Here is a 26,846-nt window from a genome sequence, read left to right as displayed (position 1 = left end):
AGTCGCCATCTGTGTTGAATGACACACCGCTATCGGGGGCAAGCCCCCTCCCACATTTGAAGCCGGTTTCGTCAGTAGGAATGTTGTACCGCCCTCCCCCGAAATCGTGGGGGGGTTTGGGGGGGCTCTGGCCCTTGACTGTTGGTTAAACATGGAGAGATCGGGATGGTTTTCTCGTCCAATGTGTTCCTGTTTCTGTTCTTGCCGATCTTTCTCGGCTTGTACTACTTGAGCGGGCAACGCTATCGCAATCTGCTGCTGCTGATTGCCAGCTACGTGTTCTACGCCTGGTGGCGAGTGGACTTCCTGGCGCTGTTCGCGGCCGTCACGCTGTGGAATTACTGGATCGGCCTCAAGGTCGGTGCGGCGGGCGTGCGCACCAAGCCGGCCCAGCGCTGGCTGCTGCTTGGCGTGGCCGTCGACCTGTGCATCCTCGGCTACTTCAAGTACGCCAACTTCGGCGTCGACAGCATCAACGTCATGATGAAGTCGGCTGGCCTTGAGCCGTTCATTCTCACCCACGTGCTGTTGCCGATCGGTATCTCGTTCTACATCTTCGAGTCCATCAGCTACATCATCGACGTGTACCGTGGCGATACGCCGGCAACTCGCAACCTGATCGACTTCGCGGCGTTCGTGGCGATCTTCCCGCACCTGATCGCCGGCCCTGTGTTGCGTTTCCGTGACCTGGCCGACCAGTTCAACAACCGCACCCACACCCTCGACAAGTTCTCCGAGGGCTGCACGCGGTTCATGCAGGGCTTTATCAAGAAGGTCTTCATCGCCGACACCCTGGCGGTAGTGGCAGACCATTGCTTCGCCCTGCAAGACCCGACGACGGGCGATGCCTGGCTCGGCGCGCTGGCCTACACCGCACAGCTGTACTTCGACTTCTCCGGCTACAGCGACATGGCCATCGGCCTGGGCTTGATGATGGGTTTTCGCTTCATGGAAAACTTCAAGCAGCCGTACATCAGCCAGTCGATCACCGAGTTCTGGCGCCGCTGGCACATCAGCCTGTCGACCTGGCTGCGCGACTACCTGTACATCACCCTGGGCGGCAACCGCAAAGGCACGCTGACCACCTACCGCAACCTGTTTCTGACCATGCTGCTCGGTGGCCTGTGGCACGGCGCCAACATCACCTACATCGTGTGGGGCGCCTGGCACGGCATGTGGCTGGCGATTGAAAAAGCCATCGGCCTGAACACCGCGCCGCGCAGCTTCAATGTGCTGCGCTGGGCCTTCACCTTCCTGCTGGTGGTGATGGGCTGGGTGATCTTCCGCGCCGAAAACCTGCACGTCGCCGGGCGTATGTACGGTGCGATGTTCAGCTTTGGCGAGTGGTCGCTGTCGGAACTCAACCGCGCCAATCTCACTGGCCTGCAAGTGGCGACCCTGGTGGTGGCCTACGCAACGCTGGCGTTCTTCGGCCTGCGCGACTTCTACACCAATCGCCCTGCCGAAAAGACCAAGCCGGCCGATCCGAGCCTGATCAAGGCCGTACCGGGCGACAACCCCGGCAGCATCCACCAGCCTGGCTTCACGGTAGGCCGCGACGCCGCCGTGCAACCGGCCTACTGGACCGCTGACTGGCCACGCTACGCCATGCGCGCCGCGGTGCTGCTGCTGTTCGTGGCCTCGATCCTGAAACTGTCGGCGCAGAGCTTCTCGCCGTTCCTTTACTTCCAATTCTGAGGGAGCCGACCATGACCCGTTCATTACGCGTCCTCTATATCGCCCTGTTCCTGGTGCTGCTGTTGGCACTGGGGGCCTGGTCGCTGCGCAGTTTCTTCGGCTTCAGCACCAATGCCGATGCAACGGTGCTCAACGGCCGCTGGACCAAAGCCGTCGAGACCCATTACGACGACGAGTTCCCGATCAAGCGCCTGGGCACCAACCTGTGGGCGGCGCTGGACTACAAGCTGTTCAATGAAGGCCGCCCTGGCGTGGTGCTGGGCCGCGATCACTGGTTGTACAGCGACGAAGAGTTCAACCCCGCCGTCAACGAAGACCAGAACCTGCAAGGCAATTACGCGCTGGTCGAAGGCGTGCGCCAGAAGCTCAAGGCCCAGGGCATCCAGCTGGTGATGGCGATCGTGCCGGCCAAGGTGCGTCTGTATCCGGAGCATTTGGGTGAAGTGAAACCGGCGAGCATCCACGCCGACCTGTACCAGGACTTCCATGCCCGTGTTGCGGCGGACAAGATCATTGCCCCTGACCTGCTCGGCCCGTTGCAACAGGCCAAGCTGAGCGGCAAGCAAGTGTTCCTGCGCACCGACACCCACTGGACCCCGGACGGTGCCGAAATCGCCGCCAAGCAACTGGCCAAGGTGATTGCCGACAAGACCCCGCTCAGCGGCGAGCCCCAGCGCTTTGTCACCGAAGCGGAAAAGACCGAACCGCATAAAGGCGACCTGCGTCTGTTCCTGCCGCTGGACCCGCTGTTCGAAAACCTGATGCCGCCTAAAGAGCCGCTGGAAAAACGCGTCACCCACCTGGCCCAAGCCCAGGGCGACGACGCGCTGTTCAGCGACAGCGAAACTCCGGTTGCGCTGGTCGGCACCAGCTACAGCGCCAACCCTAACTGGAACTTCGTCGGCGCCCTCAAGCAAGCCCTGGGCAGCGACGTGGTGAGCTACGCCGAAGACGGCCACGGCCCGATCCTGCCGATGCTCAGCTACCTGAAAAGTGACGACTTCAAGAACAGCCCGCCACAGGTGCTGATCTGGGAGTTCCCTGAACGCTATCTGCCCATCAACAACGAAATCGGTGATGCCGACCCAGCCTGGGTTGCGCAGCTTAAACAAGCCGGTTCGCGCCAACAAAACATGGCAAGCAACACCCCTAAATCCGAGACGCCCGACCGGGCGCAAAACTGAAAGAGAGGTAACTCACATGACTTTCACTACAACTCCTCGTCGTCTCGCCAAGACCCTGGCTATCGCCGCCGGCCTGAGCTTCGTATCGATGTCCGCCTTCGCCGGTGGTGACGCCGCGCTCTACGGCCCGACCGCGCGCCAAAAGGTTCGAGCTTCGTGCGCATCTACAACGCCAGCAACCAGGAAGTCAGCGCCACCGTCGGCAGCACCAACCTCAGCGACGTCGCGCCACTGGCCAGCAGCGACTTCAGCTTCATGCCGGGCGGTGACTACAGCGCCAAGGTCGGCAGCCAGACCGTGCCGGTCAAGCTCGCCGCCGATCATTACTACACCTTGGTCAACAACGGCAGCGGCCAGCCGCAACTGATCGAAGAGCCGCCGTTCAAGAACAAGCAGAAATCCCTGGTGCGGGTGCAGAACCTCAGCGACAAGGCCCTCACCCTGAAAACCGCTGACGGCAAGACCGACGTGGTCAAGTCGGTAGCCGCCAAAGGCCGTGGCGAACGTGAAATCAACCCGGTGAAGGTCAGCCTGGCGTTGTATGACGGTGACAAGAAAGTCGGCGATGTGAAGCCGGTTGCGTTGGAACGTGGTGAAGCAGCGGTGCTGTATGTCACCGGTTCCGGTTCGAGCCTGTCGCCAGTCTGGGTGAAACGCCCGGTATCGACCCGCTGAATATTTCCCGAACTGAACGCAATCTACTGTACGAGCGGGCTTGCCCGCGAAGAACGTCAATGATGACGCAGCGCTTCTGGTTTATCGCGGTGCTCTCAGGTTTTTCGCGAGCAAGCTCGCTCCTACAGGGGATCGAGGCGCCGGTTCGGACCGAGACAAAAACAAGAGTGAAACGACAAACCTTCGTAGCTCTGACCCAAACTGATTCAAGGAGAAACACCCATGATCCCAGTAATCCTTTCCGGTGGTAGCGGCTCACGTCTTTGGCCGCTTTCCCGCAAACAGTTCCCCAAGCAATTCCTGGCCCTGACCGGCGAGCACACACTGTTCCAGCAAACCCTGGAGCGCCTGGTGTTCGAAGGCATGGACGCCCCGATCGTGGTCTGCAACAAGGACCACCGCTTCATCGTCAATGAACAGCTGAGCGCGCGTAAGCTTGAATGCCAACGCATCCTGATGGAACCGTTTGGCCGCAACACCGCGCCGGCCGTGGCCCTGACGGCGATGATGCTGGTCAACGAAGGCCGTGACGAGTTGATGCTGGTGCTGCCGGCCGACCACGTGATCGACGACCAGAAAGCCCTGCAACGCGCCCTGGCCCTGGCCACCGTGGCCGCCGAGCGCGGCGAAATGGTGCTGTTCGGCGTACCGGCCACGCGTCCGGAAACCGGCTACGGCTACATCAAGTCCACCAACGATTCGCTGCTGCCTGAAGGCGTGAGCCGCGTGCAGCAGTTCGTGGAAAAGCCCGATGAAAAACGCGCCGTCGAGTTCGTCAAAAGCGGCGGCTATTTCTGGAACAGCGGCATGTTCCTGTTCCGCGCCAGCCGTTTCCTGGAAGAGCTGAAAAAGCACGACCCGGACATCTACGACACCTGCGTACTGACCCTGGAGCGCAGCGAGCAGACCGCCGACACCGTGACCTTCGACGAAGCCACCTTCGCCTGCTGCCCGGACAACTCCATCGACTACGCCGTGATGGAAAAAACCCAACGCGCCTGCGTTGTTCCACTGAGCGCCGGCTGGAGCGACGTGGGTTGCTGGGCCTCGCTGTGGGCGGTCAACGACAAGGACGCCAACGGCAACGTGAGCAAAGGTGACGTGGTCATCCAGGACAGCCGCAACTGCATGGTGCACGGCAACGGCAAGCTGGTCTCGGTGATCGGCCTGGACAACATCGTGGTGGTGGAAACCAAGGACGCGATGATGATTGCCCACAAGGACAAGGTCCAGGGCGTCAAGCAGATGGTCAACACCCTCAACGAACAGGGCCGCAGCGAGACCCAGAACCACTGCGAAGTCTACCGTCCGTGGGGCTCCTACGACTCGGTGGACATGGGCGGGCGGTTCCAGGTCAAGCACATCTCGGTCAAGCCTGGCGCCTGCCTGTCGCTGCAGATGCACCACCACCGCGCCGAACACTGGATCGTGGTCAGCGGCACGGCTGAAGTGACCTGCGACGACAACGTGTTCCTGCTGTGCGAGAACCAGTCCACCTACATCCCGATTGCCTCGGTGCACCGCCTGCGCAACCCGGGCAAGATCCCGTTGGAAATCATCGAAGTGCAATCGGGCAGCTACCTGGGCGAAGACGATATCGAGCGGTTCGAAGATATCTACGGTCGCTCGACGCCGATTGAGCGTGGTGTTTCGGTGAAAACTATCGCGCAGTAAAACAGTCGTACAAGAAGCCCTCACCCAGCCCATTGCGTCCCCTATCCGCAGTGGGTTGGGTGGGGGCTTTTTGTTTGGGGTTTTCGCTGGCTGTGAGGGCCCATCGGGGGCAAGCCCCCTCCCACCTTGGGTTTGTGAACACATTCAAATGTGGGAGGGGGCTTGCTCCCGATAGCGTCAGCCCAATCAACACCCCTCTCAAGGTAACCCATCCCACCTACGCTTACGTTAGGATGCTCATTCCCTATTCGAGGTGGTCACCATGTTTTTCGGCGTTCTCCTGATCATCACCTGGCTGGTCCTGCTGTTGCGGTATCCGGCCAAGGCCTTGCCGGTCTCCCTGGCCGCGTTGGCGGGCTTGGCGTGCGTCGCCGTTTGGGTGGTCTGGCTGGATAACCGCGAAGCCGCGCAACTGGCCCGCCTGGAACTGCGCATCACCTATGCCCCGCAGGAATGCCCGGCTGACAGGCCGCTCAAGCTGACCCTGAACAACGGCAACGACGTGCCCCTCACCGAACTGCGCTGGCGCGTCGCCGCCTACGCGCCGGGCGACACGGTGAACCTGGCCGATAACGTCTATGCTGCCCCGCGCTACCGCGGCCCCGGCGAGCTGCAGGCCGGCGCCACCTGGGACGACTGCCTGCCCGCCCCACCCTTGCGCCAAGGCTACCGCCCACAAACCCTGGAATTTCGTGCCGAGCACCTGCAAGGCAGCTTCTCGGACTGACAAAGGATTGATCCATGCCCAACGTACTGATCACCGGTTGTTCCAGCGGCATCGGCCGCGCGCTGGCCGACGCCTTCAAGGCCGCAGGCTATGACGTGTGGGCCAGCGCCCGCCGCACCGAGGACGTCGCCGCCCTCGCCGCCGCAGGCTTCAACGCCGTGCAACTGGACGTCAATGACCCTGCTGCCTTGCAGCGCCTGGCCGATCAATTGGGCGAGCTGAATGTACTGGTCAACAACGCCGGCTACGGCGCCATGGGCCCGCTGCTCGACGGCGGCACCGAGGCGATGCAACGCCAGTTCGAGACCAATGTGTTTTCCATCGTCGGCGTGACACAGGCACTGTTTCCCGCGTTGCGTCGCAGCAGAGGCCTGGTGGTGAATATCGGCAGCGTCTCCGGCGTATTGGTCACCCCGTTCGCCGGGGCCTACTGCGCGTCGAAAGCCGCTGTGCATGCATTGAGCGACGCACTGCGCATGGAGCTGGCCCCGTTTGGCGTGCGCGTGCTGGAAGTGCAGCCAGGCGCAATCAATACCCACTTTGCCAAAAATGCCGGCGCCCAGGCCGAGCTGTTGATCAACGAAAAATCACCCTGGTGGCCGCTGCGCGAAGGCATTCGTGCGCGCAGCCAGGCCTCCCAGGACAAACCCACTCCGGCCAGCGAGTTTGCCGCCGACGTGCTCAAGGCCGTGCAACGCCGGCAGCCACCGCGCCTGTTGCGCTCGGGCAATGGCAGCCGGGCCTTGCCGTTGATGGCGGCGCTGTTGCCCAAGGCATTGCTGGAGACGGTGTTGAAGAAGCGCTTTGGCTTGGGTGGTCGCCTCTAGCCCTTCATGAAATCAATGAATGCCCGCACTTTAAGCGGCAAGTGCCGCGTATCCGGATACATCGCATAAACCCCTTGGGCAGCGAATCGATGGTCGGCCAGTACGCGCACTAACCGCCCCGCGTCCAGATCTTGCTGCACCAGCCATTGCGGCAGAATCGCCACGCCGTGGCCACGTACGGCAAATGCCTGGAGGACCGCTGCGCTGTCGGCCACCAAGGCGCAAGGGCCGGCACGATAAAGATGCTCAACGCCGGCCGGGTCGGTCAGGCTCAGCGCGGTCAGCCGGCCATGGCCTAGCCTGGGCACCTGCTCCAACTCATCCAGGGTGTGCACCCCGGCAAACGGCGGTGCCGCGACGGCAAACACCTCGAACGTGGACAACTGCACGGCGCGGTGATTGGAGTCCAGCAAGCGCCCCAGGCGAATCGCCACGTCAAAACGCTCGGAAATCAGATCGGCGTGGGTGGAAGAGGTGGATAAGTGAATATTCAGGTCCGGGTGCAGGCGCCGAAAGGCTTCCACCACCGGGGCCACCACGGCCAGGGCATATTCGACGGTGGTGGTGATGCGCAGGGTACCTTTGAGCTGGGCATGTTCGCTGCGGGCCTCTTCCACCGCCAGGCGTGCTTCTTCGAGCATGCGCGTGCAGCGCAGATAGAAGCGTTCACCGGCGTCAGTCAGCGCCAACTGGCGGGTGTTGCGCGTGAGCAGGGTAACGCCGAGTTCGGCTTCCAGGCGCTTGAGATTGAAGCTGACCACGGCGCGAGTCTGCCCCAGCAAATCCGCTGCTGCGGTAAGTGATCCCGCCTCGACCACAGCCTTGAACGTGTCGAATCGATCCAGGCTGACCATGGCTGGCCACCTCCTTTGTCAAAATATTTTTGACAAACTAGCAGGCAAACCGGCGTATCCCAAGCCCGGTAACGCGCCTACCCTGCCTGCTTCATTCGCAGGATCGCATTCATGAACTACCGCTCGAAAGTCGCCTGGATCTTTTTACTGGGCTTCGCCCTGGACCTGGTGAACATGTTTGTCGCCACCGTCGCCTACCCGGATATTGCCGTCGAACTGCACGCCTCGGTCACGCAACTGGCCTGGATCAGCAACGCCTACATGCTCGGGCTGACGCTGATTATTCCGTTGAGCGTATGGCTGGCGGCGATCGTGGGCGAACGCACATTGATCGCGATCAGCCTGCTGTTGTTCGCCGGGGCGTCGGTGCTGGTGGGCCAGGCCGCAAGTATCGATGCCCTGATCGGCTGGCGCGCCCTGCAAGGCTTGGGCGGCGGCCTGTTGATTCCCGTGGGGCAAGCCATGGCCTACCGACACTTTCCAGCGGCGCAGCGCAGCCAACTGACGGCGCGGGTGATGTCGGTCGCGCTACTGGTGCCAGCATTGTCGCCGGCGCTGGGCGGGGTGATTGTCGACAGCCTGTCCTGGCGCTGGATCTTCTACGCCAACCTGCCGCTGGCGTTGATTACCCTCGCGCTGGCGTGGCTGTGGATAAAACCTGACGTGCCCATGACGATGCGCCCGCGCCTGGCGCTGGGCAGTCTCATCAAACCGCTCGCCAGCCCGATGCTGCGCGTGGCCATGCTGGTTTACCTGTGCATTCCCGGCGTATTCATCGGCACCAGCCTGATCGCCATTCTGTATGTGCGCGGCCTAGGGTTTGACGCTACCCAGACTGGTGCGCTGATGCTGCCATGGGCGCTGGCCTCGGCCCTGGCGATTTATCTCGGTAAAAAGACGTTCAATCACTGCGGCCCCAAACCGCTGCTGCTGGCGGGCATGGCGCTGCAATGCAGCGGTATCCTGCTGCTCAACCAGCCCGCCCTGATAATTGCGGCCTATGCGTTGATGGGCCTGGGCGGCAGCCTGTGCAGCAGCACCGCGCAAACCCTGGCCTTTCTCGATACCCCCGCCGAACGCATGGGACACGCCAGTGCCTTGTGGAACATCAACCGGCAAGTGAGTTTCTGCCTGGGGGCCGCCCTCCTCAGCGCCTTGCTGTCGGCCTTGGATTCTTTCGCCATAACCTTCACGATAGCCGCAGCCTTGACCCTGCTGCCTCTCTTCGCAGTGCTGCGCCTGGACACACCCAGCGTACACGCACTGCTTCACCCTGCCAGCGAGCCTGACCGATGATTGACTACAGCGATTTTTTTGAAGAAGTGATCCAGACCCACGTCGAGATCGAGCAATGGTTTGCCGGCGTCGCACCGGAGGGCACCTTGCAGAACCTGTTGGCGCGCTTCTCGCCGGAGTTCAGCATGGTGGCCCCCGCCACCGGCACCCGGGTGAATACGGCAGGCGTCCACGCACTGTTCACGCGCCTGGGCGGGATGCGGCCGGGCTTGAAGATCACCCTGAGCGAAATGACCGGCATTGACCGGCACGCACGCGGCGCGACGGTGACCTACCGCGAGCATCAGGTTGATGACAGCGGTACGCATACGGATCGACGGGCCACGGTGGTGTTCGAAAAACAGGCCAGTGGCGCGCTGTTGTGGCGGCATCTGCATGAGACCTTTATCAAGGCCTGACTCGATTAAAGAATGTGGGAGGGGCTTGCTCCCACATTCTAGTTTTGTGCTGGATTGACGATCACGGTGCAGGTGATGCCGGCCGCCAACAGCACGCCGTCCGGCACGTCATCGATGTGAATCCGCACCGGCACGCGCTGGGCCAGCCTCACCCAGTTGAAGGTCGGGTTCACATCGGCGATCAGCTCGCGGCTCTCGGGGTTGTCGCGGTCGTAGATGCCACGGGAAATGCTTTCCACATGGCCTTTGAGGGTCTCGCCGCTCATCAGTTGCATATCGGCTTCGTCCCCGACGTTTACGTGGGGAAGCTTGGTTTCCTCGAAGAAGCCGTAGACCCAGAACGAGTTCATGTCCACCACGGCCATCTTCGCCTCACCGATGCGCGCATAGTCGCCGCGGTGCACATTGAGGTTGGTGACATAGCCGTCCACCGCCGCCACCACGTGCGTGCGTTTCAGATTCAGTTCAGCCGCTTCCAGCTGCGCCAACGCGTGTTGGTAATCGGCCAGGGCCGAGTCGGCGATATTGCTGGCGTCGTCGCGGTTTTCCCGGGAGATCACCAGGGCGTCGAGGTCGGCGCGGCGGTGGGCGTTGAGCTTGCGCATTTCCCAGGTGGCCTTGCGTGAAGCCACCAGCGACTGCGCCTGTTTGACCGCAATGCGGTAGTGCTCGGGGTCGATCTGCATCAGCAGGTCGCCTTTCTTCACCAACTGGTTGTCGCGCACCGGCACGTCCACCACTTCGCCGGTCACGTCGGCCGCGACATTGATGATGTCGGCACGCACACGGCCATCGCGGGTCCACGGTGTTTCCATGTAGTGCACCCACAGAGTGCGGCCAATCCAGATCGCCAACGCCAGCACCAGCAGGGTTGCGAGCAGGCTGAAAAACTTTTTCATCGGGGCATTCTCAACGGTAGACGCTCAGCGCCAGGGCGCCGAACAGGCAAACGAACAGGCTCAGGCGCAGCAACGCCGGGTGCCAGAAAAACCGGTACAGGTCCAACCCGGCTAGACAGCGGTCCAAGGCCCAGGCCAGGGCGGCCGCGATCAGGAACATCAGGGTCATGGTCGGCATATAAATGCCGTGGAAGGCTATTTCACGGGGCATTCATGGCTCCTTGCGTGGCGCCTTTGAGGGCCGCCAACGGCGATTGCGGGTCGAGCAACGAGGTGCGGATAAAGTGCAGGTAGCTTTTCACCCGACGCAGGGCCGACGTGTCGAAGTGCGGGGCGAACGGTTCATCGGTGGCCTGCACGCGGCTGATCGCATGGTCGACAGCAATGAGCCCGCGCTCCAGGTTGCTGGCGCTGGGCTGCAGGAACAGCCGCACCAGCGAACGCCCCATCACGCGGATTGCCTGGCGCCAGGGCTGGGATTCGGCGTACGCCGGATGCACCGGCAGGATCGCCTGTTCCTTGCGCAACTCGATGATCGCGTGGCCCACCTCCAGCACCACGAACATCCAACGCAGCAAATCGCGCTGCACCTGCGGCTGGCCGGCGGCAAGACCATAAGCCTGGTGCAGCAGGTCACGGGTGCGGCTTTCGAAACTCGACGCCAGGCCCTTGAGCTTGCCGCTGATCGCATACACCACTTGCTCGCGCAGGTCCTGTTCGAGGCGACGCCACAGCCAACGGCTGTTGGGTGGCAGGATGATCGCGCCGGCCGCCGCGCACACCAGCATGCCGATGACCATGGCGATGTAGTCGTTGATAAAGCTGTAGGGGTTGTAGACCGTGAGGTTGTCCGGCACCGAACCGGTGCTGAAGAAGATCAGCAAACCCACACCGACCCCGGCGTACTGCGGGCGCGAGGCGAGGAAGGCGCCGAAGATGATCACTGGCGCGAGCATCACGCACAGCAGCGGGAAGCCATCGATCAGGGGGAACACGAAGAACATTTCGACAAACCCCACCAGCGCACCGATCAAGGTGCCGCAGGCCATCTGGAAGGCCATGCGCTTGGGGTTGGGCGTGGCGGCGGACAGGCCGACCGTTGCGGCGGCGATCAAGGTCATGGTCGCGCCACTGGGCCAGGCGGTGGCCACCCAGTAACTGCCGAGCACAATCAGAATGAACGAGGCACGCAGGCCGGCGGCGGCGCACGCCAGCCAGTTGGTTTTCGGCGTATAGGCCTGGTCCCAGTCTTCCCGCGCGTGACGGTGATCGGCCAGGGAGGCGTGGGTTTGCGCATAGTTGTGCAGGTCATCGACGAAGCGGTACAGCAGCTCGTAGGCGGTGTGAAAGTCCAGTTGTTCGGCTTCGGCAGGGTCAGCTTCCTGGAAGTGCGCACGCAGGCTGCGCACCTTGGCGGGCAAGCTGTCCTTGTAAGCGCTGAGCAGGTTGACCAGTCGCGCCGCGTCGGGGCTGGTCAGGGCTCGGCCGGAAAAGCCGTCGAGCACTTCGGCCAAATCCTGCAGGCCGGGCTTTATCGCCGCGACCACATGATCGGCTTCGTCGGCGCGCAGTCGCGCCAGCAACTGGTGCAACGCGTTGAAGCGCGTGGTGATGCTCATGAATTCGCTGTTGAGGCGACTGAGGCGACCATTGCGCCGACGCATGTGCGGGTCTTCGAACACGGTGACGCTGCGCAGGCCTTCGAGGCCGACCGCCTCGGCGATAAAGCGCACGTTGGTGTTTTCAAACTCGTCACGCTGGCTGCGACCTCGCAGCCCGTCGGTGACGAACAGCGCGAACACCCCAAAGCGTTGATAAAGCGCATTGCGCATCGCGGCGCTGGAGGTCTGCGGCAGGATCGCGGCGCTGACCAGCGTGGAGCAGAGAATGCCCAGGGAAATTTCCAGCACCCGCCACACCGCCGCCATAAAGGCGCCGTCCGGGTGGGCCAGGGCCGGCAAGCCGACCATCGCCGCCGTGTAGCCGGCAAGCACGAAGCCGTAGGCGCGAAAGTTACGATTGCGCGTGGCACCGGCGGTGCAGATCCCCACCCAGATGGCCAATGCGCCAAGGAACAGTTCGGTGTTCTGCGCAAACAATGCGATCAGCAGCACCATCACCGCCGACCCCGCCAAGGTGCCGAGGAAGCGGTAAAAGCTCTTGGCAAACACCTGGCCGCTCTGCGGTTGCATCACGATAAACACCGTGATCATCGCAGTGCGCGGCTGCGGCAGTTCCAGGCGCATCGCCAGCCATAGCGTGAGGAACGCGGCGAGCAGCACTTTGAGGATATACACCCAGGTCACGCCATCGCTGCGCGCCCAGTCGAAAAAACCACGGCGCCACTCAAGCGAGTGCAGCCAGCGCAGGGGGGCAGGCAAGGGAGTCATCGCTATCTACTCAGTGATCGAATACGGCCAGCGCCGCCGGAGTCTTGCTGGGAAGGGTCTTGCCGTCCTGCGGTACATCGTCACCGGCGCCCAGGCCACCGCCCAGGGCGGTCACCAGTTCGGCGTGGGCACTCAAGCGTGCGGCCTGCACCTGTTGTTCGACCTGCTGCTGGCGAAACAGCTGGGTCTGGGCGTTCAGCACGTTGAGGTAATCGGTGAGGCCACGCTGGTAGGCGATGGTCGCGATGTCGGAGGTTTTCTGCGCCGACGCCACCGATTGCGCGGCGAACGAGGCCTGTTTTTCCATGGACTCGCGGCGAATCAACTGGTCGCTGATGCCCTTGAGTGCATTGACCAGGGTCTGGTTGTAATGCGCCACGGCAGTGTCATAACCGGCGCTGGCTTGACCCAGCTGCGCCCGCAGGCGCCCGCCGTCGAAGATCGGCAGGGTGATGGCGGGACCTGCGTTGTAATTGAATTTCTTGCCTGCAAGAAACGCCAGCGTGCCGCCGCCAGTGGCCATAAAGCCGAGGCTGCCGACCAGGTCGACGTTGGGGTAGAAGCCCGCGTGGGCGACGTCGATACCTCGCGCCTGCGCCGCCACCTGCCAGCGACTGGCGACCACGTCCGGACGCTGGCCGAGCAGTTGTGCGGGTAAGTTCGACGGCAATTTGAGCGCGGCGCCTAGCGACAGGCTGGGACGTTGCAACTGCGCGCCCTCCCCCGGACCTTTGCCGGCCAGCGCCGCCAGCTGGTTTCGACTCAGGGCGATTTCCTCGTCGAGCGCATCCAACTGACGGTGGGTTTCCGGCAACGGCGTTTGTGCCTGGCTGACGTCCAAGTGCGTGCCGATCCCGGCGTCCAGGCGTTTGTTTGCCAGGTCGAGAATCTGCTGTTGCTGGGCCAATGTGGCCGCGACGATATCGCGGTTGGCGTAATGCAGGGACAACTGGATATAGGCGCGCACCACGTTGTTCTGCAGTTCGAGCTGGGCTTGACGCGCTTGCGCGACGCTCATGTGGGCCAGGTCGACGGCACGCTCGCTGGCATTGCTTTCGCGGCCCCACAGGTCAAGGGCGTAGCTCAAACCCAGGGATGAATTGTTATCCCAGGTAGTGGCACCGCTCAATTCGCCGGGGCCGTAGAACTGATCCTTCGGCCAGTTGTGGCGCTTGAGGGTAGTGTCGCTGTTGACCTGCAGGGACTCGGCCGACTCAGCCTCCCCGGCCATGGCCCGCGCTTCACGCACTCGCGCGGCGGCCATGGCCATCGTGGGGCTGTCTTGCGTGGCGAGTTCGACCCAGCGGTCCAGTTGCGCATCGCCATAGGCCTGCCACCAGTGGACGGTGGGCCAGTGAGCGTCGCTGGCGGCGCTCTGGATCGCTTCGTCGGTGACCAGGTTGTTGGCGTTCAAGGACTGGCCCTGGGGGCCGATGCCTGCGGTTCCGATGCAGCCGCTGATTGCTAACGATAAGGCCCAAACACTGAGAGTCTTCAGCTCTCTGCTGATGCGACGCGGCACGGCTAGGGAATTCCTGAGGTGGTTGACGCGGGGAAAGTGGCGCAATTCTAGGGGGCATGACCAAGAACGATAAGCGGGGATTCCTGTGAATCTTTATTACCGTTCCGACGATAATCCAGGCCGAGTGCGCGCACGGTCAGACAGTTACCCAGGGGCTCCGGAATTCGCCCTACATCGCCCTGCCTTGCCGACCTCCAAAATCGTGAGCCCCAAGCTTCAGGAGCATTCCATGCTTTGCGCCCCCAGCCTGCTGTCGACCTGCCCGCCCGCCCACGACACTGCCACGTTGCTGCACAGGCAGTTGCGCGCCGAGCCGGAGCCTTTGAGCCCCGGCACGCTCCCTCTGCAAAGGGATGTGCGTTGGATAGCCGATCATGTGCTGGAAAACCTGGTACCGCTTGCCGGCGATCATCGCGACAAGCTCGCCATAGAGGCGCTTCACCACACGCTGTGCAACAGCGAACCGCGGTTGGAACTGTCGCGCGATGAGCTACCTGGCTTCTACGCGTTCTTCAAAAAAGCCGAACACGTGCTCAAGCGGTATCGCAGCAGTCGGAACCCGGCTATCGAAGCCGACTACACCCTATGCCGCGCGCTGAAATGGCAGTTTCGCGCAGCGATGGGAGACAGCAGGCATCAGCGTCTGACGCAGCACTTACTGACGTCGCTGGCCTATGTTCAAGCGGGTGGGGAACGCAGTAACCATCGTCATATTGGCTATGACTGGCCGTTGGAATCGACGCGCCAGCTCAGGGCAGGGCCGCATCTGACCATCGACTCGCACCTGCAGATCAGCCCGGACCAGCGAATCAAAAGCACCCGTGTGATCGCCCTGCAGGGAAAGCTCAAATCCACGTTCACGAATCTGAGTGAGGCCCAGTCTCAGCAGCAACTAGGTCTTGGGCACATGACGTCCCGCACGTATGCAAGCCTGGAGCATTACGCCGACAGTCGCAGTGGTTCGGTAAACACCTCGCTCAGCGAAAGCATCGGGCGCACATTCGGGCAATTGCGCGAGCTGGTGAGTGATCGTCACCAACTGCACCGACACAGGGCCTACTCAGCGCTGAGTCAGCCCTACGTCCGGCAGGCACTGAACCGCGCAGGCCTGGCCGGGGTGGAACTGCCCGCCTTGCACCATGCCACGGCGCCGCTCATCAGCGAGAAAGGCATCGCTCTGAATGCGAACAGCAAGGTGGCGATGGATGTTTTCAGCGTATTGAAAGTGAACTCGACACTGGCGCTGAGCCTGCAACGTACGCACCTGCGCAGAGTGCTGGATATCCTCGACCTTCATGACATGGCCCCGACGCTGGCACAGCAGCAACTGGCGGGTTCCAGACGCCAGGGTGACGATCCGCTGACGCTGCTCACTGCGATGAAAACCCACGTGGCCAGCAGCAGCCGGCGATTCGCCTTGCAGGCTGGCGCCGCAGTACCGGCGTCCGAGTTGAACCGCAGTCTGAGTGCGAGCCACCGGCAAGCCTGCTCGCTGTTGGAACGCTATGTGTTGCTAAAGGCAAACCCGCCTCTCGATCCTGAGCTCGATAGCGCCATACGCGCCTTTATCGACCAACATCGCGCTCTGCTTCGACCCGATTCGTTGAACGTCTACAAACTCACGGCCCAGTCCCAAACGCTGATCGGTTCGACCGGCATCACGCTGTCTTCGAGGGCCGGGACCGGCAAAGGGGTGACGATTGAAATCAGTCACCGCAAACGGGATGACCCACACCTGAGCGGCGACTACCTGGAGATCGATATTGCCCCGCTCAAATCCATCGATGCCGTGAAAAAGAGCCTTCGCCAGGCGTTGTCAGCCATTGGCGATCAGACGTTCGAGTGGGACAACCTGATCCGCTCGATCAGCGAGTCGCTGCTCGACCCCGCCAAACCGACGTCCACACACGTACGGGTGAAAATCAAGCAGGGTGAGCCGGTGGTGCTGCTCACTCGTCATACGGTGAACAAAGACCGCAACCTGACGCTGCCGGAGCGGGTCAACCAGCACAGCGGCATTGATCTGCAGTCCCTGCGCACGCGACAGACCTTGGTCAAGGAGCAATTGGGCAGCCATTCCCTGGACCACCTGCTACCTATAGCCCGCCACTACTTGCAAACACCCGAACAACGACACGGCTGGGACGTTTACCTGCAGCGTCACGCCGATGACGTTCAGGCATTGCTCGACACCATCGGCCGGCAGCACCTCGGCACCGTGCTCAGTGCCGAACTCGACGCGCTCAAGCGCATCAGTGCGGCGCTCACTTTGGCGGTTGAAACACTGACGCAGCATGCACACACCGCCGCTGAAATTCCCACCGTCGAAAATCGCAGCCGGGCCCTGGCGGCGTTCAATGGTGTACTGCTGGCCTATCTGCCGCACTACGAGGCGAAAGTCAGTGAGGCCTGGACGCTGTCCTGAGGCGCTAAGCCGAGCGGATACACACCTGCGCGCAACTTCATGTCACAATTTGTCATCTCCCTTGAGAACACCCCATGGACACTTTGCAAAACATGCGCGCGTTCAGTTGCGTTGCGGAGGCCGGCAGCTTCACCGCCGCCGCCGTGCAACTGGACACCACCACTGCCAACGTCTCGCGCGCGGTCTCCAACCTTGAGGCCCACCTGCAAACCCGCTTGCTCAACCGCACCACCCGCCGCATCGCGCTGACCGAGGCCGGCAAACGCTATTTGCTGCGCTGCGAGCAGATCCTCGCCTACGTCGAGGAAGCCGAGGCCGAAGCCAGCGACGCCCATGCGCGGCCGGCCGGGCAACTGAAAGTACACACCATGACTGGCATCGGCCAGCATTTCGTGATCGACGCGATTGCCCGCTACCGCCGCACCCACCCCGACGTGACCTTCGACCTGACGCTCGCCAACCGCGTGCCGGACCTGCTCGATGAGGGCTATGACGTGTCCATCGTGCTGGCCAGCGAACTGCCGGACTCCGGTTTCGTCTCGCAACGCCTGGGCATCACCTACAGCATCGCCTGCGCCTCGCCGGATTACGTCAAAGCCAAGGGCTGCGCACAACGGCCCCAGGACCTGCTCAATCACGCCTGCCTGCGACTGGTCAGCCCGGTGATCCAGCTGGACAAATGGACCTTCAACGGGCCCGAAGGCCAGGAAAGCGTTGCGGTGAACAGCTCGCCGTTTCTGGTCAATTCGGCCGACGCCATGAAAACCGCCATCACCAGCGGCATGGGCGTCGGCCTGTTGCCGGTGTATGCCGCGATAGAAGGTTTGCGCAACGGCACGCTGGTGCGGGTGATGCCCAACTACCGTTCCCAGGAGCTGAACCTGTACGCCATCTACCCTTCGCGCCAATACCTGGATGCCAAGATCAAAACGTGGGTGGAATACTTGCGCGGTTCGTTGCCGGAGATTCTCGCAGCGCACCAGGCCGAATTGGTGGCGTACGAATTGAGCGGCAGCCTCAGCGGCGCGCGTTTGGCCAATTGATTCCAGGCAGACGATAGAGATTGATGTGGGAGGGGGCTTGCTCCCGATAGCGGTCTGTCAGTTATGGATTTGCTGACTGACACATTGCTATCGGGAGCAAGCCCCCTTCCACAAGGGTTCAACGGGGTCCTGACAATATGTTAGCTTGCTTGGCATTCTTCCGTAGTCGATGAGCCCGCCTGCCATGAAAAAGACTGTCCTGGCCTTCAGCCGTGTCACCCCACCAATGATCGAACGCCTGCAACAGGATTTCGAGGTGATCGCGCCCAACCCCAAGTTGGGCGACATCAACGCCCAATTCAACGAAGCCCTGCCCCACGCCCACGGTCTGATCGGTGTAGGCCGCAAGCTGGGCCGCGAACAGCTGGAAGGCGCAGGCAAACTGGAGGTGGTGTCCAGCGTGTCGGTGGGCTACGACAACTACGACGTCGCGTACTTCAATGAACGCGGGATCATGCTCACCAACACCCCTGACGTACTCACCGAAAGCACCGCCGACCTGGCCTTCGCCCTGTTGATGAGCAGCGCACGGCGCGTGGCCGAACTGGACGCCTGGACCAAGGCCGGCCAGTGGAAAGCCAGCGTCGGCGCACCGTTGTTTGGCCGCGACGTGCACGGCAAGACCCTGGGCATCGTCGGCATGGGCAATATCGGCGCGGCCGTGGCCCGACGCGGACGCCTGGGCTTCAATATGCCGATCCTGTACAGCGGCAACAGCCGCAAGAGCGCACTGGAGCAGGAGCTGGGCGCACAGTTTCGCAGCCTGGACCAGTTGCTGGCCGAGGCGGATTTCGTGTGCCTGGTGGTGCCGTTGAGCGATAAGACGCGTCACTTGATCAGCCGCCGCGAGCTGGGGCTGATGAAGTCCAGCGCCATCCTGATCAACATCTCTCGTGGCCCGGTGGTGGACGAACCGGCGCTGATCGAGGCCCTGCAAACCCAGCGCATTCGTGGCGCCGGGCTGGATGTGTACGAGAAAGAGCCGCTGGCCGAGTCGCCACTGTTTCAATTGAGCAATGCGGTGACCCTGCCGCACATCGGTTCGGCGACCCATGAAACCCGCGAAGCCATGGCCAACCGCGCCCTCGACAACCTGCGCAGTGCCTTGCTCGGCCAACGCCCGCAGGACCTGGTGAACCCGCAGGTGTGGAAGGGCTGACACCCTGTAGGAGCGAGCTTGCTCGCGAAGAACCTGAGAGCACCGCGTTAAACCAGATTCGCCGCGTTATCGTTGACGGTCTTCGCGAGCAAGCTCGCTCCTACAGTTTTCGGGGCCCGGGTCGATAACGGTGTACAGATCGTCATCCCTGATCCACAGAAGGTTTTTATGTCCACCACCAAAGCCCGCGCAGACTCACTGTCGCTTCTGCTCTTTACCTTGCGCAGCGGCAAGCTGATGGCGATCAACCTGCTGAAAGTCAGCGAAATCATTCCCTGCCCGCCGCTGACCAAGCTGCCGGAGTCACACCCACACGTCAAAGGCATTGCCACGCTGCGCGGTAACTCGCTGGCCGTGATCGACCTGAGCCGAGCCTTGGGTGAGATGCCGTTGCAGGACCCGGACGGCGGCTGCCTGATCGTCACTGATGTCAGCCGCTCCAAGCAGGGCCTGCATGTGCAGGCGGTGAGCAAGATCGTGCACTGCCTGACCACCGATATCCGCCCTCCGCCCTATGGCTCCGGCGGCAATCGCGCGTTTATCACCGGGGTGACCCAGGTGGAAGGTGGCCTGGTGCAGGTGCTGGATATCGAGAAAGTCATCCATGGCATCGCCCCGGCGCCGATCGAAGCCGCGCCGACCGACCTGACCATGGATGAAGCCGAAGCGCTCGGCCATGCCCGCATCCTGGTGGTCGATGACAGCCAGGTGGCGCTGCAGCAATCGGTGCACACCCTGCGCAACCTCGGCCTGACCTGTCACACCGCGCGTAGCGCCAAAGAGGCCATCGATGTGCTGCTGGAGCTGCAAGGCACGGGCGAGCAGATCAATGTGGTGGTGTCAGACATCGAAATGTCCGAGATGGACGGCTATGCCCTCACCCGCACGTTGCGCGAAACCCCGGACTTCCAGCAGCTCTACGTGCTGCTGCACACCTCCCTGGACAGTGCGATGAACAGTGAGAAAGCCCGCCTGGCCGGTGCCGATGCGGTGCTGACCAAGTTTTCCTCCCCCGAGTTGACCAAGTGCCTGGTGGTGGCGGCGCAAACCGTGGCGCAAAAGGGTTTGTAAGCCTTGGCCGAGTATTTCCTGCTGCTGCGACGCGACCTTACCGGCAGCCTGCCCTCGCCGCAGTGGCCGCCCCAGACGCAGCTGGATCACTACCGCGATGAACTGGCCCCGGCGGTCCATGCGGTATTGCGCATGACCCAGGACCAGGGCGGTGGCCGTGTCGCAGGCCTTGAACAATGGCGCCGGCAATTCGTTACCGATGCCGAGTTCGACCCCACGCTGTGCCTGGTGGCCAGTAACGCCGAGGGCATTCTCGGCGTAGCCCAGTGCTGGACCAGTGCCTTTATCAAAAACCTGTCGGTGCATCCCTGCGCCCAGGGCCAGGGGCTTGGCCGAGCGTTGTTGCTTCATGCCTTTCACGTGTTCAAGCAGCGCGGCGAACCTTATGTGGACCTCAAGGTGCGGGAGACCAATCTGCGCGCGCGGCAGCTGTATGAAAGCGCAGGCATGCGGCTCGTCCTGCGCGACGTGATTCCTGAGCACTGATGTTCACTGGCGCATAACTTGCTTTCAGAGAGCCCAAGCGGTGGATAGAGGTAAAAACCCGTCACCGCTCAAGTCTGCCCTCTGACCTTGCCTGGTAAAAGATCCGCCATGAACACTCACTTTTCCTGCGTAGGTTGCGGCAAATGCTGCTCCGATCACCACGTGCCCCTGACCCTCGACGAAGCCCGACACTGGGCGGCGGACGGCGGCAATGTCATTGTTCTGGTTGAAGGTTTCCTCGCCAGCGGCCTGGGTTTGCCCCAACAGCAACGCGAACATGCCGAACGCCGCTCAGTGGTGGTACCCAGCGGCAGCACCCAGGCATGGGTGGCGATTACCTTTGCCGCCTACAACGCCGGACGCTGTCGGAATCTTGACGAAGACAATCGCTGCGGTATCTACGAACGACGCCCGCTGGTGTGTCGGATCTATCCGATGGAGATCAATCCGCACATCCCGCTGAACCCGAGCGCCAAGGATTGCCCTCCAGAGTCCTGGGAACAGGGGCCGGCGTTGATCGTTGGCGGTGAGCTGATGGATGCTGAACTGGCTGAATTGATCCGCCGTTCACGCCAGGCCGACCGTGACGATGTGCAGACCAAGGAGGCGGTGTGTGCCTTGTTGGGGATTCGTACCACGGCCCTCAAGGGCGACGGGTTCACGGCGTACCTGCCGGACATGAATGCGTTTACCCAAGCCATTACGTTGGCAACCGCCCAGCCCCTCACCGCCAGTGAGTGGGTGTTTCATGTCTCGGGGATGGACATTGCCGAACAACTGCTGGATGCCGGGGCGCAGATTGCCACCGAGGTGCCGGCCAATTACGCGTTTATTCCGTTGCGGGCAGCTTGAGGCCTGAGGGGTCGATGGGCGTTGTATCGAGACGGTAGGGCTGGAGGATGCGCTGGTATTCGCCATTGTGCTTGAGCTGTTCAAGCGCATGGTTGAGTTCAGTACGCAACACGGTGTCGGTCTTGCGCAGTGCGATCGCGACACTATTGCCCAATAGGTCAGAGGATACCGGCGGGCCTATGAAGTCGAAATCCATGCCTTCAGGCGTATCGAGCAATGCCTCGCGGATTTCCACGGCCCCCTGCAGCGTCGCATCGATCTCGCCCGCGACCAGGCTGCGCACCAGCTGGTCGTTGAGCCAGTAGCTCTCGATGATCACGCCCGCCGGCATCCACTGCGACAGGGCAAAGGCTTCGCGATTGCTCCTGACCAGAACCCCGACCCGCTTGCCCCTGAGTACCCGTCTGTCGGGGCTCAAGCCAGAGGTTTTGCGGGCCACCAGCCGGGTGGTGATCGGGTAGAGGTCATCGCTGAAATTGACCCACTGCTGCCGACTCAAGGTCGGGGCCATCCCCATGATCGCGTCAAATTTCCTGGCGTCGAGGGCGGGGAAGTTTTCCATGACGACCTGGTCGACCCAGGTGCACTGCACATTGAGCTGCACGCACAGGGCATTACCCAATTCGATATTGAGCCCCACCAGTTGCCCTTGCGGATTACGGCTTTGAAATGGGGGGAAATGCGCGGCGACGGCGAAGCGAATTTCGCGTCGCGGCGGCTCGGCGGCGGCGGCCTCCACGGACAGCAAGAGGGCAAGCGCCATACAGACAAGTATCAGGGCCACAGGAAACATCCTTTTCCGGAGAGAGCGGCGTCGCCATGTCCCGATACGGATGATCAGGGCGCGGCGATGCTGGGCAAGCTTTCAAGAAAGGGTGGCGGGCCTACAAGCAGAAATGTCGACGTGAGTTGTAGGCAACTGCCTATACGGCGCGGCTGAGTATTACTCTCAACGTTTACCCATCGAACGGCGCGTGCCCGGCGGCGCCATGCCTGGCGTTTTAGTATGGCCGTTCTTGGCGCCACCTTTGTACCAGGGCTGACCGGCCTGCTTGGCGCCCGCCAGCTCACCCGGTTTGAAAGGGAACTTGAACGCCGCAATTTCGGCTTTTTCAACGCCGTCGACATCGACCGAGTCGACGGATTCGGCCACGTCGACAGGGGGTTGGGCTGGGGAAGTCATGGGGGGCTCCGGGGTGCGCAAAAGATCAAGCGGGCCCGGCGAGCGGGCCCCAGTGGCGCGCAGTATACCTGCGCTTCATGGATCTTTAAGCGTCGTCGTACGAATGGTCTGCGCTAAACTGACAGCGCTGTCAGATAGCCGTCACTGTGCTGACCAAATCAAAAGGCTATAACGGTCATTTAACGCTCCCGACCCTTTGCCTGGCGCCGTACCTATGCACATAAAACGAAACACGGCCCTGCTGGTGGGCGCCCTCCTGGTTCTGGCCATCGCAGCCTGGACCTTGACTCGGCCCGCCAAGGCTCGGTTGGCGGCGCCCAGCGCAATTCCGGTGCGCGTGGTGAGCGTGGCGCAACAGGATGTCCCGCGGTTCGTCAGCGGCATTGGTTCGGTGTTGTCGTTGCACAGCGTGGTAATCCGCCCGCAGATCGACGGCATCCTCACTCAGTTACGAGTCAAGGAAGGCCAACAGGTAAAGGCCGGCGACTTGCTGGCGAGCATCGATGACCGCTCGATCCGCGCCAGCCTTGACCAGGCCAGGGCACAACTGGGCGAGAGCCAGGCGCAACTGCAAGTGGCGCTGGTCAACCTCAAGCGCTACAAGGAGCTGAGTGTCGACGACGGCGTGTCGAAGCAGACCTACGATCAGCAGCAGGCGGCTGGTAAACCAACTCAAAGCCACGGTGCAGGGGAACCAGGCCGCGATTGATTCGGCTCAAGTACAACTTTCCTACACCCAGATTCGCTCCCCCGTCAGTGGGCGCGTCGGCATTCGCACGGTGGATGAAGGCAACTTCCTGCGCATGAGCGACACCCAAGGGTTGTTCTCCGTCACCCAGATCGACCCGATCGCCGTCGAGTTCTCCCTGCCCCAGCAAATGCTGCCGACCCTGCAAGGCCTGATCGCCGCCCCTGAAAAAGCCAGCGTCGATGCCTACCTGGGGGCCGATACCGACGGCCAGACCGGCGACCTGTTGGGGGAAGGCCACTTGAGCCTGATCGACAACCAGATCAGCTCCACCACCGGCACCCTGCGCGCCAAGGCCGAGTTCCCGAACAGCGCACAGAAGCTGTGGCCGGGACAACTGGTGACCATCAAGATCCAGACCGCTGTCGACAAGAACGCCTTGGTGGTGCCGCCGACGGTGGTGCAGCGTGGCCTGGACTCGCATTTCGTGTACCGGTTGAACGGCGACAAGGTGGAAGTGGTGCCCGTGCAGGTCACTTACCAGAACAGCGAGGTGAACATCATCAAGGGCGTGCAGGCCGGGGACATGCTGGTCAGCGATGGCCAATCGCGGCTCAAGGCCGGCGCCCTGGTGGAAGTGCTCAAGGAGCCGCCGCAAATAATCCAGACCGCTGACGCCACGGTGCAGCCATGAGCGGCAGCCGCTCGCCCTCGGCCTGGTGTGTTGATCACCCGGTCGCCACCCTGCTGCTGACCTTTGCCCTGGTGCTGCTGGGGATCATTGCCTTCCCGCGCCTGGCCGTGGCGCCACTGCCGGAAGCGGAATTTCCGACGATCCAGGTCACCGCCCAACTGCCCGGTGCCAGCCCGGACACCATGGCCTCGTCGGTGGCGACTCCGCTTGAAGTGCAATTCAGCGCCATCCCCGGCATGACCCAGATGACCTCCAGCAGCGCCCTGGGCTCCAGCCTGCTGACCCTGCAGTTCACCTTGGATAAGAGCATCGACACCGCCGCCCAGGAAGTCCAGGCGGCGATCAACACCGCATCGGGCAAGCTGCCCAGCGATATGCCAAGCCTGCCGACCTGGAAGAAGGTCAACCCGGCCGACAGCCCGGTGTTGATCCTCAGCGTCAGCTCCGACAGCATGCCGAGCACCGAACTGAGCGACTACGTGGAAACCCTGCTGGCGCGCCAGATCAGCCAGATCGACGGTGTCGGCCAGATCAACATCACCGGCCAGCAGCGCCCGGCGATTCGCGTGCAAGCCTCCCCTGACAAACTCGCGGCGGTCGGCCTGACGCTGGCGGACATTCGCCTGGCCATCCAGCAGTCGAGCCTGAACCTGGCCAAAGGCGCGATCTACGGCGCCAACAGCGTGTCGACCCTGTCGACCAACGATCAACTGTTTCACCCCGACGAATACGGCCAGTTGATCGTGTCCTACAAGAACGGCGCGCCGGTACAACTGCGCGATATCGCCAAGGTCATCAACGGTTCGGAAAACGCCTACGTGCAGGCCTGGTCCGGCGATACACCGGGGGTCAACCTGGTGATTTCGCGCCAGCCGGGGGCGAATATCGTCGACACGGTCGACCGCATCCAGCAAGCACTGCCACGCCTGGAAGCCATGCTGCCGGCGACGGTGCAGGTCAGCGTATTGACCGACCGCACCAAGACCATCCGCGCCTCGCTGCATGAAGTGGAAATGACCTTGCTGATCGCCATCCTGCTGGTGGTGGCGGTGATGGCGCTGTTCCTGCGCCAACTGTCGGCCACGCTGATTGTGTCTGCCGTGCTCGGCGTATCGCTGGTGGCCAGTTTCGCGCTGATGTATGTGATGGGCTTCAGCTTGAACAACCTGACCCTGGTCGCCATCGTGATTGCGGTGGGCTTTGTGGTGGATGATGCGATTGTCGTGGTTGAAAACATCCACCGTCACCTGGAAGCCGGCCTGGGCAAGCGCGAAGCCGCGATCAAAGGCTCGGGCGAAATCGGCTTTACCGTGGTGTCCATCAGCTTCTCGCTGGTGGCAGCGTTCATTCCGCTGCTGTTCATGGGCGGCGTGGTCGGGCGGCTGTTCAAGGAGTTTGCGCTGACGGCTACCTCGACCATCCTGATTTCGGTGGTGGTCTCGCTGACCCTGGCGCCCACCCTCGCCGCACTGTTCATGCGTGCGCCGACCCATTCTGCTCATGCCAAGCCTACGTTCAGCGAGCGCCTGCTGGCCGGTTACGCGCGCAACCTGCGGCGTGCCCTTGCCCATCAACGCACCATGGCGGCGATCTTCGTGGTGACACTGGCCCTGGCCGTGGTCGGTTACATCTTTATCCCCAAGGGATTCTTCCCGGTGCAGGACACCGGTTTTGTGCTGGGCACCAGCGAGGCGGCGGCCGATGTGTCGTACCCGGACATGGTCGCCAAGCACAAGGCGCTGGCCGACATCGTCAAGGCCGACCCGGCGGTGCAAGCCTTCTCCCACTCCGTGGGTGTCACCGGCAGCAACCAGACCATCGCCAACGGCCGCTTCTGGATTGCCCTGAAAGACCGCGCCGATCGGGACGTTTCCGCCAGTCAGTTCATCGACCGCATCCGCCCGCAACTGGCGAAGGTGCCCGGCATCGTCTTGTACCTGCGTGCCGGCCAGGACATCAACTTGAGCTCCGGCCCCAGCCGCGCCCAGTACCAGTATGTGCTCAAGAGCAACGACGGCCCGACGCTGAACATCTGGACCCAGCGCCTCACCGAAAAACTGCGCGGCAACCCGGCGTTTCGTGACCTGTCCAACGACCTGCAACTGGGCGGCAGCATCACCCACATCAGCATCGACCGCCAGGCCGCCGCACGTTTCGGCCTGACCGCCACCGACGTCGACCAGGCCCTCTACGACGCCTTTGGCCAGCGCCAGATCAACGAGTACCAGACCGAGATCAACCAGTACCAAGTGGTGCTGGAGCTGGACCGTCAACAGCGCGGCAAGACCGAGAGCCTGAACTATTTTTACCTGCGCTCGCCGCTGACCAACGAGATGGTGCCCCTGTCGGCGCTGGCCAGGGTCGACCCGCCCAGCGTGGGGCCGTTGTCCATCAGCCATGACGGCATGTTCCCCGCCGCGAACCTGTCGTTCAACCTGGCCCCCGGCGTGGCGCTGGGGGATGCGGTGATCATGCTCAACCAGGCCAAGAACGAGATTGGCATGCCCAGTACCATCATCGGTAATTTCCAGGGCGCGGCCCAGGCATTCCAGAGTTCGCTGGCCAGCCAGCCGTGGCTGATCCTCGCGGCACTGGTCGCGGTCTATATCATCCTGGGCGTGCTCTACGAGAGTTTCGTGCACCCGCTGACGATCATTTCCACCTTGCCCTCGGCGGGCCTGGGTGCGTTGATCATGCTGTGGCTGCTGGGCCAGGACTTTTCGATCATGGCCCTGATCGGCCTGGTGCTGTTGATCGGTATCGTCAAGAAAAACGGCATCCTGATGATCGACTTCGCCCTGGAGGCCCAGCGCGTACGTGGCCTGGCGCCTGAGGAAGCGATCTACGAAGCCTGTGTCACGCGGTTCCGACCGATCATCATGACCACCCTCGCCGCCCTGCTGGGCGCAGTGCCGCTGATGCTCGGTTCAGGCCCCGGTGCGGAGCTGCGCCAGCCATTGGGGATCGCGGTGGTCGGCGGCTTGCTGGTGAGCCAGGCGCTGACGCTGTTCACCACGCCGGTCATATACTTGTACCTTGAAAAATTTTTCCATCGGCCCACACCGGCGCTCCCGCTGGCGACCCCACATTGAGGCCAAGGC

21 protein-coding genes and 2 pseudogenes are annotated in these 26,846 nt (G+C 62.4%); 16 read left to right on the top strand and 7 right to left on the bottom strand.

Annotation, left to right across the window (positions count from 1 at the left end; all coding sequences use genetic code 11):
- Positions 1-165: 165 nt before the first annotated feature.
- The 6 genes and pseudogenes from QF045_RS07800 (at position 166) to QF045_RS07775 (ending at position 6,785) form a co-directional block, all read left to right on the top strand.
- The gene (locus QF045_RS07800; RefSeq protein ID WP_306491704.1) at positions 166-1,698 is read left to right on the top strand and encodes an MBOAT family protein; all 1,533 of its coding nucleotides are present in this window, start codon (positions 166-168) and stop codon (positions 1,696-1,698) included.
- 11 nt (positions 1,699-1,709) lie between these two features.
- Positions 1,710-2,882, top strand: coding sequence for an alginate O-acetyltransferase (locus QF045_RS07795; RefSeq protein ID WP_306491703.1), 1,173 nt, complete (start codon positions 1,710-1,712; stop codon positions 2,880-2,882).
- A gap of 16 nt (positions 2,883-2,898) precedes the next feature.
- Positions 2,899-3,557: pseudogene (locus tag QF045_RS07790) on the top strand (alginate O-acetyltransferase AlgF).
- A gap of 222 nt (positions 3,558-3,779) precedes the next feature.
- Entirely contained in the window at positions 3,780-5,231 is a 1,452-nt protein-coding gene (locus tag QF045_RS07785) for a mannose-1-phosphate guanylyltransferase/mannose-6-phosphate isomerase (protein WP_306491702.1), read from the top strand.
- Positions 5,232-5,493: 262 nt separating this feature from the next.
- Positions 5,494-5,958, top strand: a complete 465-nt coding sequence (locus QF045_RS07780) for a multidrug transporter (protein WP_306491701.1) — start codon at positions 5,494-5,496, stop codon at positions 5,956-5,958.
- 14 nt (positions 5,959-5,972) lie between these two features.
- Positions 5,973-6,785, top strand: coding sequence for an SDR family oxidoreductase (locus tag QF045_RS07775; RefSeq protein ID WP_306491700.1), 813 nt, complete (start codon positions 5,973-5,975; stop codon positions 6,783-6,785).
- On the opposite strand, the gene QF045_RS07770 is transcribed toward QF045_RS07775, so the two are convergent.
- Complete coding sequence (locus QF045_RS07770; RefSeq protein WP_306491699.1) at positions 6,782-7,639, bottom strand: LysR family transcriptional regulator; 858 nt, start codon at positions 7,637-7,639, stop codon at positions 6,782-6,784. The genes QF045_RS07775 and QF045_RS07770 overlap by 4 nt on opposite strands.
- A gap of 111 nt (positions 7,640-7,750) precedes the next feature.
- Between QF045_RS07770 and QF045_RS07765 the strand changes: the two genes are divergently transcribed.
- Entirely contained in the window at positions 7,751-8,935 is a 1,185-nt protein-coding gene (locus QF045_RS07765) for an MFS transporter (RefSeq protein ID WP_306491698.1), read from the top strand.
- On the top strand, positions 8,932-9,333 hold the full coding sequence (locus QF045_RS07760; protein WP_306491697.1) for a DUF4440 domain-containing protein: 402 nt from the start codon (positions 8,932-8,934) through the stop codon (positions 9,331-9,333). Before QF045_RS07765 ends, QF045_RS07760 begins: the two co-directional genes overlap by 4 nt.
- A 38-nt stretch (positions 9,334-9,371) precedes the next feature.
- On the opposite strand, the gene QF045_RS07755 is transcribed toward QF045_RS07760, so the two are convergent.
- Genes QF045_RS07755 through QF045_RS07740 form a run of 4 tightly spaced genes read right to left on the bottom strand, consistent with a single transcriptional unit; the run spans position 9,372 to position 14,144 of the window.
- Positions 9,372-10,232 carry an HlyD family secretion protein gene (locus QF045_RS07755; protein ID WP_306491696.1) on the bottom strand — a complete coding sequence of 287 codons (861 nt, stop codon included), beginning with the start codon at positions 10,230-10,232 and terminating at the stop codon, positions 9,372-9,374.
- A 10-nt stretch (positions 10,233-10,242) separates the two neighbouring features.
- Positions 10,243-10,443 carry a DUF1656 domain-containing protein gene (locus tag QF045_RS07750; protein ID WP_306491695.1) on the bottom strand — a complete coding sequence of 67 codons (201 nt, stop codon included), beginning with the start codon at positions 10,441-10,443 and terminating at the stop codon, positions 10,243-10,245.
- The gene (locus tag QF045_RS07745; RefSeq protein ID WP_306491694.1) at positions 10,433-12,622 is read right to left on the bottom strand and encodes an FUSC family protein; all 2,190 of its coding nucleotides are present in this window, start codon (positions 12,620-12,622) and stop codon (positions 10,433-10,435) included. The genes QF045_RS07750 and QF045_RS07745 overlap by 11 nt, the downstream gene beginning before the upstream one ends.
- Positions 12,623-12,632: 10 nt before the next feature.
- On the bottom strand, positions 12,633-14,144 hold the full coding sequence (locus QF045_RS07740) for an efflux transporter outer membrane subunit (RefSeq protein WP_306491693.1): 1,512 nt from the start codon (positions 14,142-14,144) through the stop codon (positions 12,633-12,635).
- A gap of 229 nt (positions 14,145-14,373) precedes the next feature.
- Between QF045_RS07740 and QF045_RS07735 the strand changes: the two genes are divergently transcribed.
- The 6 genes from QF045_RS07735 (at position 14,374) to QF045_RS07710 (ending at position 21,180) form a co-directional block, all read left to right on the top strand.
- On the top strand, positions 14,374-16,569 hold the full coding sequence (locus tag QF045_RS07735) for a hypothetical protein (protein ID WP_306491692.1): 2,196 nt from the start codon (positions 14,374-14,376) through the stop codon (positions 16,567-16,569).
- Positions 16,570-16,643: 74 nt separating this feature from the next.
- Positions 16,644-17,612, top strand: coding sequence for a LysR family transcriptional regulator (locus tag QF045_RS07730; protein WP_306491691.1), 969 nt, complete (start codon positions 16,644-16,646; stop codon positions 17,610-17,612).
- A 184-nt stretch (positions 17,613-17,796) separates the two neighbouring features.
- Positions 17,797-18,771, top strand: a complete 975-nt coding sequence (locus QF045_RS07725) for a D-glycerate dehydrogenase (protein ID WP_306491690.1) — start codon at positions 17,797-17,799, stop codon at positions 18,769-18,771.
- Between the two features lie 168 nt (positions 18,772-18,939).
- Positions 18,940-19,842 carry a chemotaxis protein CheV gene (locus tag QF045_RS07720; protein ID WP_306491689.1) on the top strand — a complete coding sequence of 301 codons (903 nt, stop codon included), beginning with the start codon at positions 18,940-18,942 and terminating at the stop codon, positions 19,840-19,842.
- A gap of 3 nt (positions 19,843-19,845) precedes the next feature.
- Positions 19,846-20,328 carry an N-acetyltransferase gene (locus tag QF045_RS07715; RefSeq protein ID WP_306491688.1) on the top strand — a complete coding sequence of 161 codons (483 nt, stop codon included), beginning with the start codon at positions 19,846-19,848 and terminating at the stop codon, positions 20,326-20,328.
- 108 nt (positions 20,329-20,436) lie between these two features.
- Entirely contained in the window at positions 20,437-21,180 is a 744-nt protein-coding gene (locus QF045_RS07710; protein WP_306491687.1) for a YkgJ family cysteine cluster protein, read from the top strand.
- Here the strand turns inward: QF045_RS07710 and QF045_RS07705 are convergent.
- Positions 21,158-21,964: a transporter substrate-binding domain-containing protein gene (locus QF045_RS07705; RefSeq protein ID WP_306491686.1), complete on the bottom strand. Its 807-nt coding sequence runs from the start codon at positions 21,962-21,964 to the stop codon at positions 21,158-21,160. The two genes, QF045_RS07710 and QF045_RS07705, sit on opposite strands and share 23 nt — an antisense overlap.
- A 165-nt stretch (positions 21,965-22,129) precedes the next feature.
- Entirely contained in the window at positions 22,130-22,363 is a 234-nt protein-coding gene (locus QF045_RS07700) for a hypothetical protein (protein ID WP_306491685.1), read from the bottom strand.
- A gap of 214 nt (positions 22,364-22,577) precedes the next feature.
- Here QF045_RS07700 and QF045_RS07695 point away from each other — a divergent pair.
- Both QF045_RS07695 and QF045_RS07690 read left to right on the top strand, forming a co-directional pair.
- Positions 22,578-23,745 (top strand): annotated as a pseudogene (locus QF045_RS07695) (efflux RND transporter periplasmic adaptor subunit).
- Positions 23,742-26,837 carry a multidrug efflux RND transporter permease subunit gene (locus QF045_RS07690; protein WP_306491684.1) on the top strand — a complete coding sequence of 1,032 codons (3,096 nt, stop codon included), beginning with the start codon at positions 23,742-23,744 and terminating at the stop codon, positions 26,835-26,837. The pseudogene QF045_RS07695 and the gene QF045_RS07690 overlap by 4 nt, the downstream one beginning before the upstream one ends.
- Positions 26,838-26,846: the final 9 nt, after the last annotated feature.

The sequence above is a fragment of the Pseudomonas sp. W4I3 genome (genome assembly GCF_030816195.1).
Taxonomy (GTDB): Bacteria; Pseudomonadota; Gammaproteobacteria; order Pseudomonadales; family Pseudomonadaceae; genus Aquipseudomonas.
Note: the sequence above shows the minus strand (reverse complement) of the source record. Positions and strands in the feature narration are given on the sequence as shown.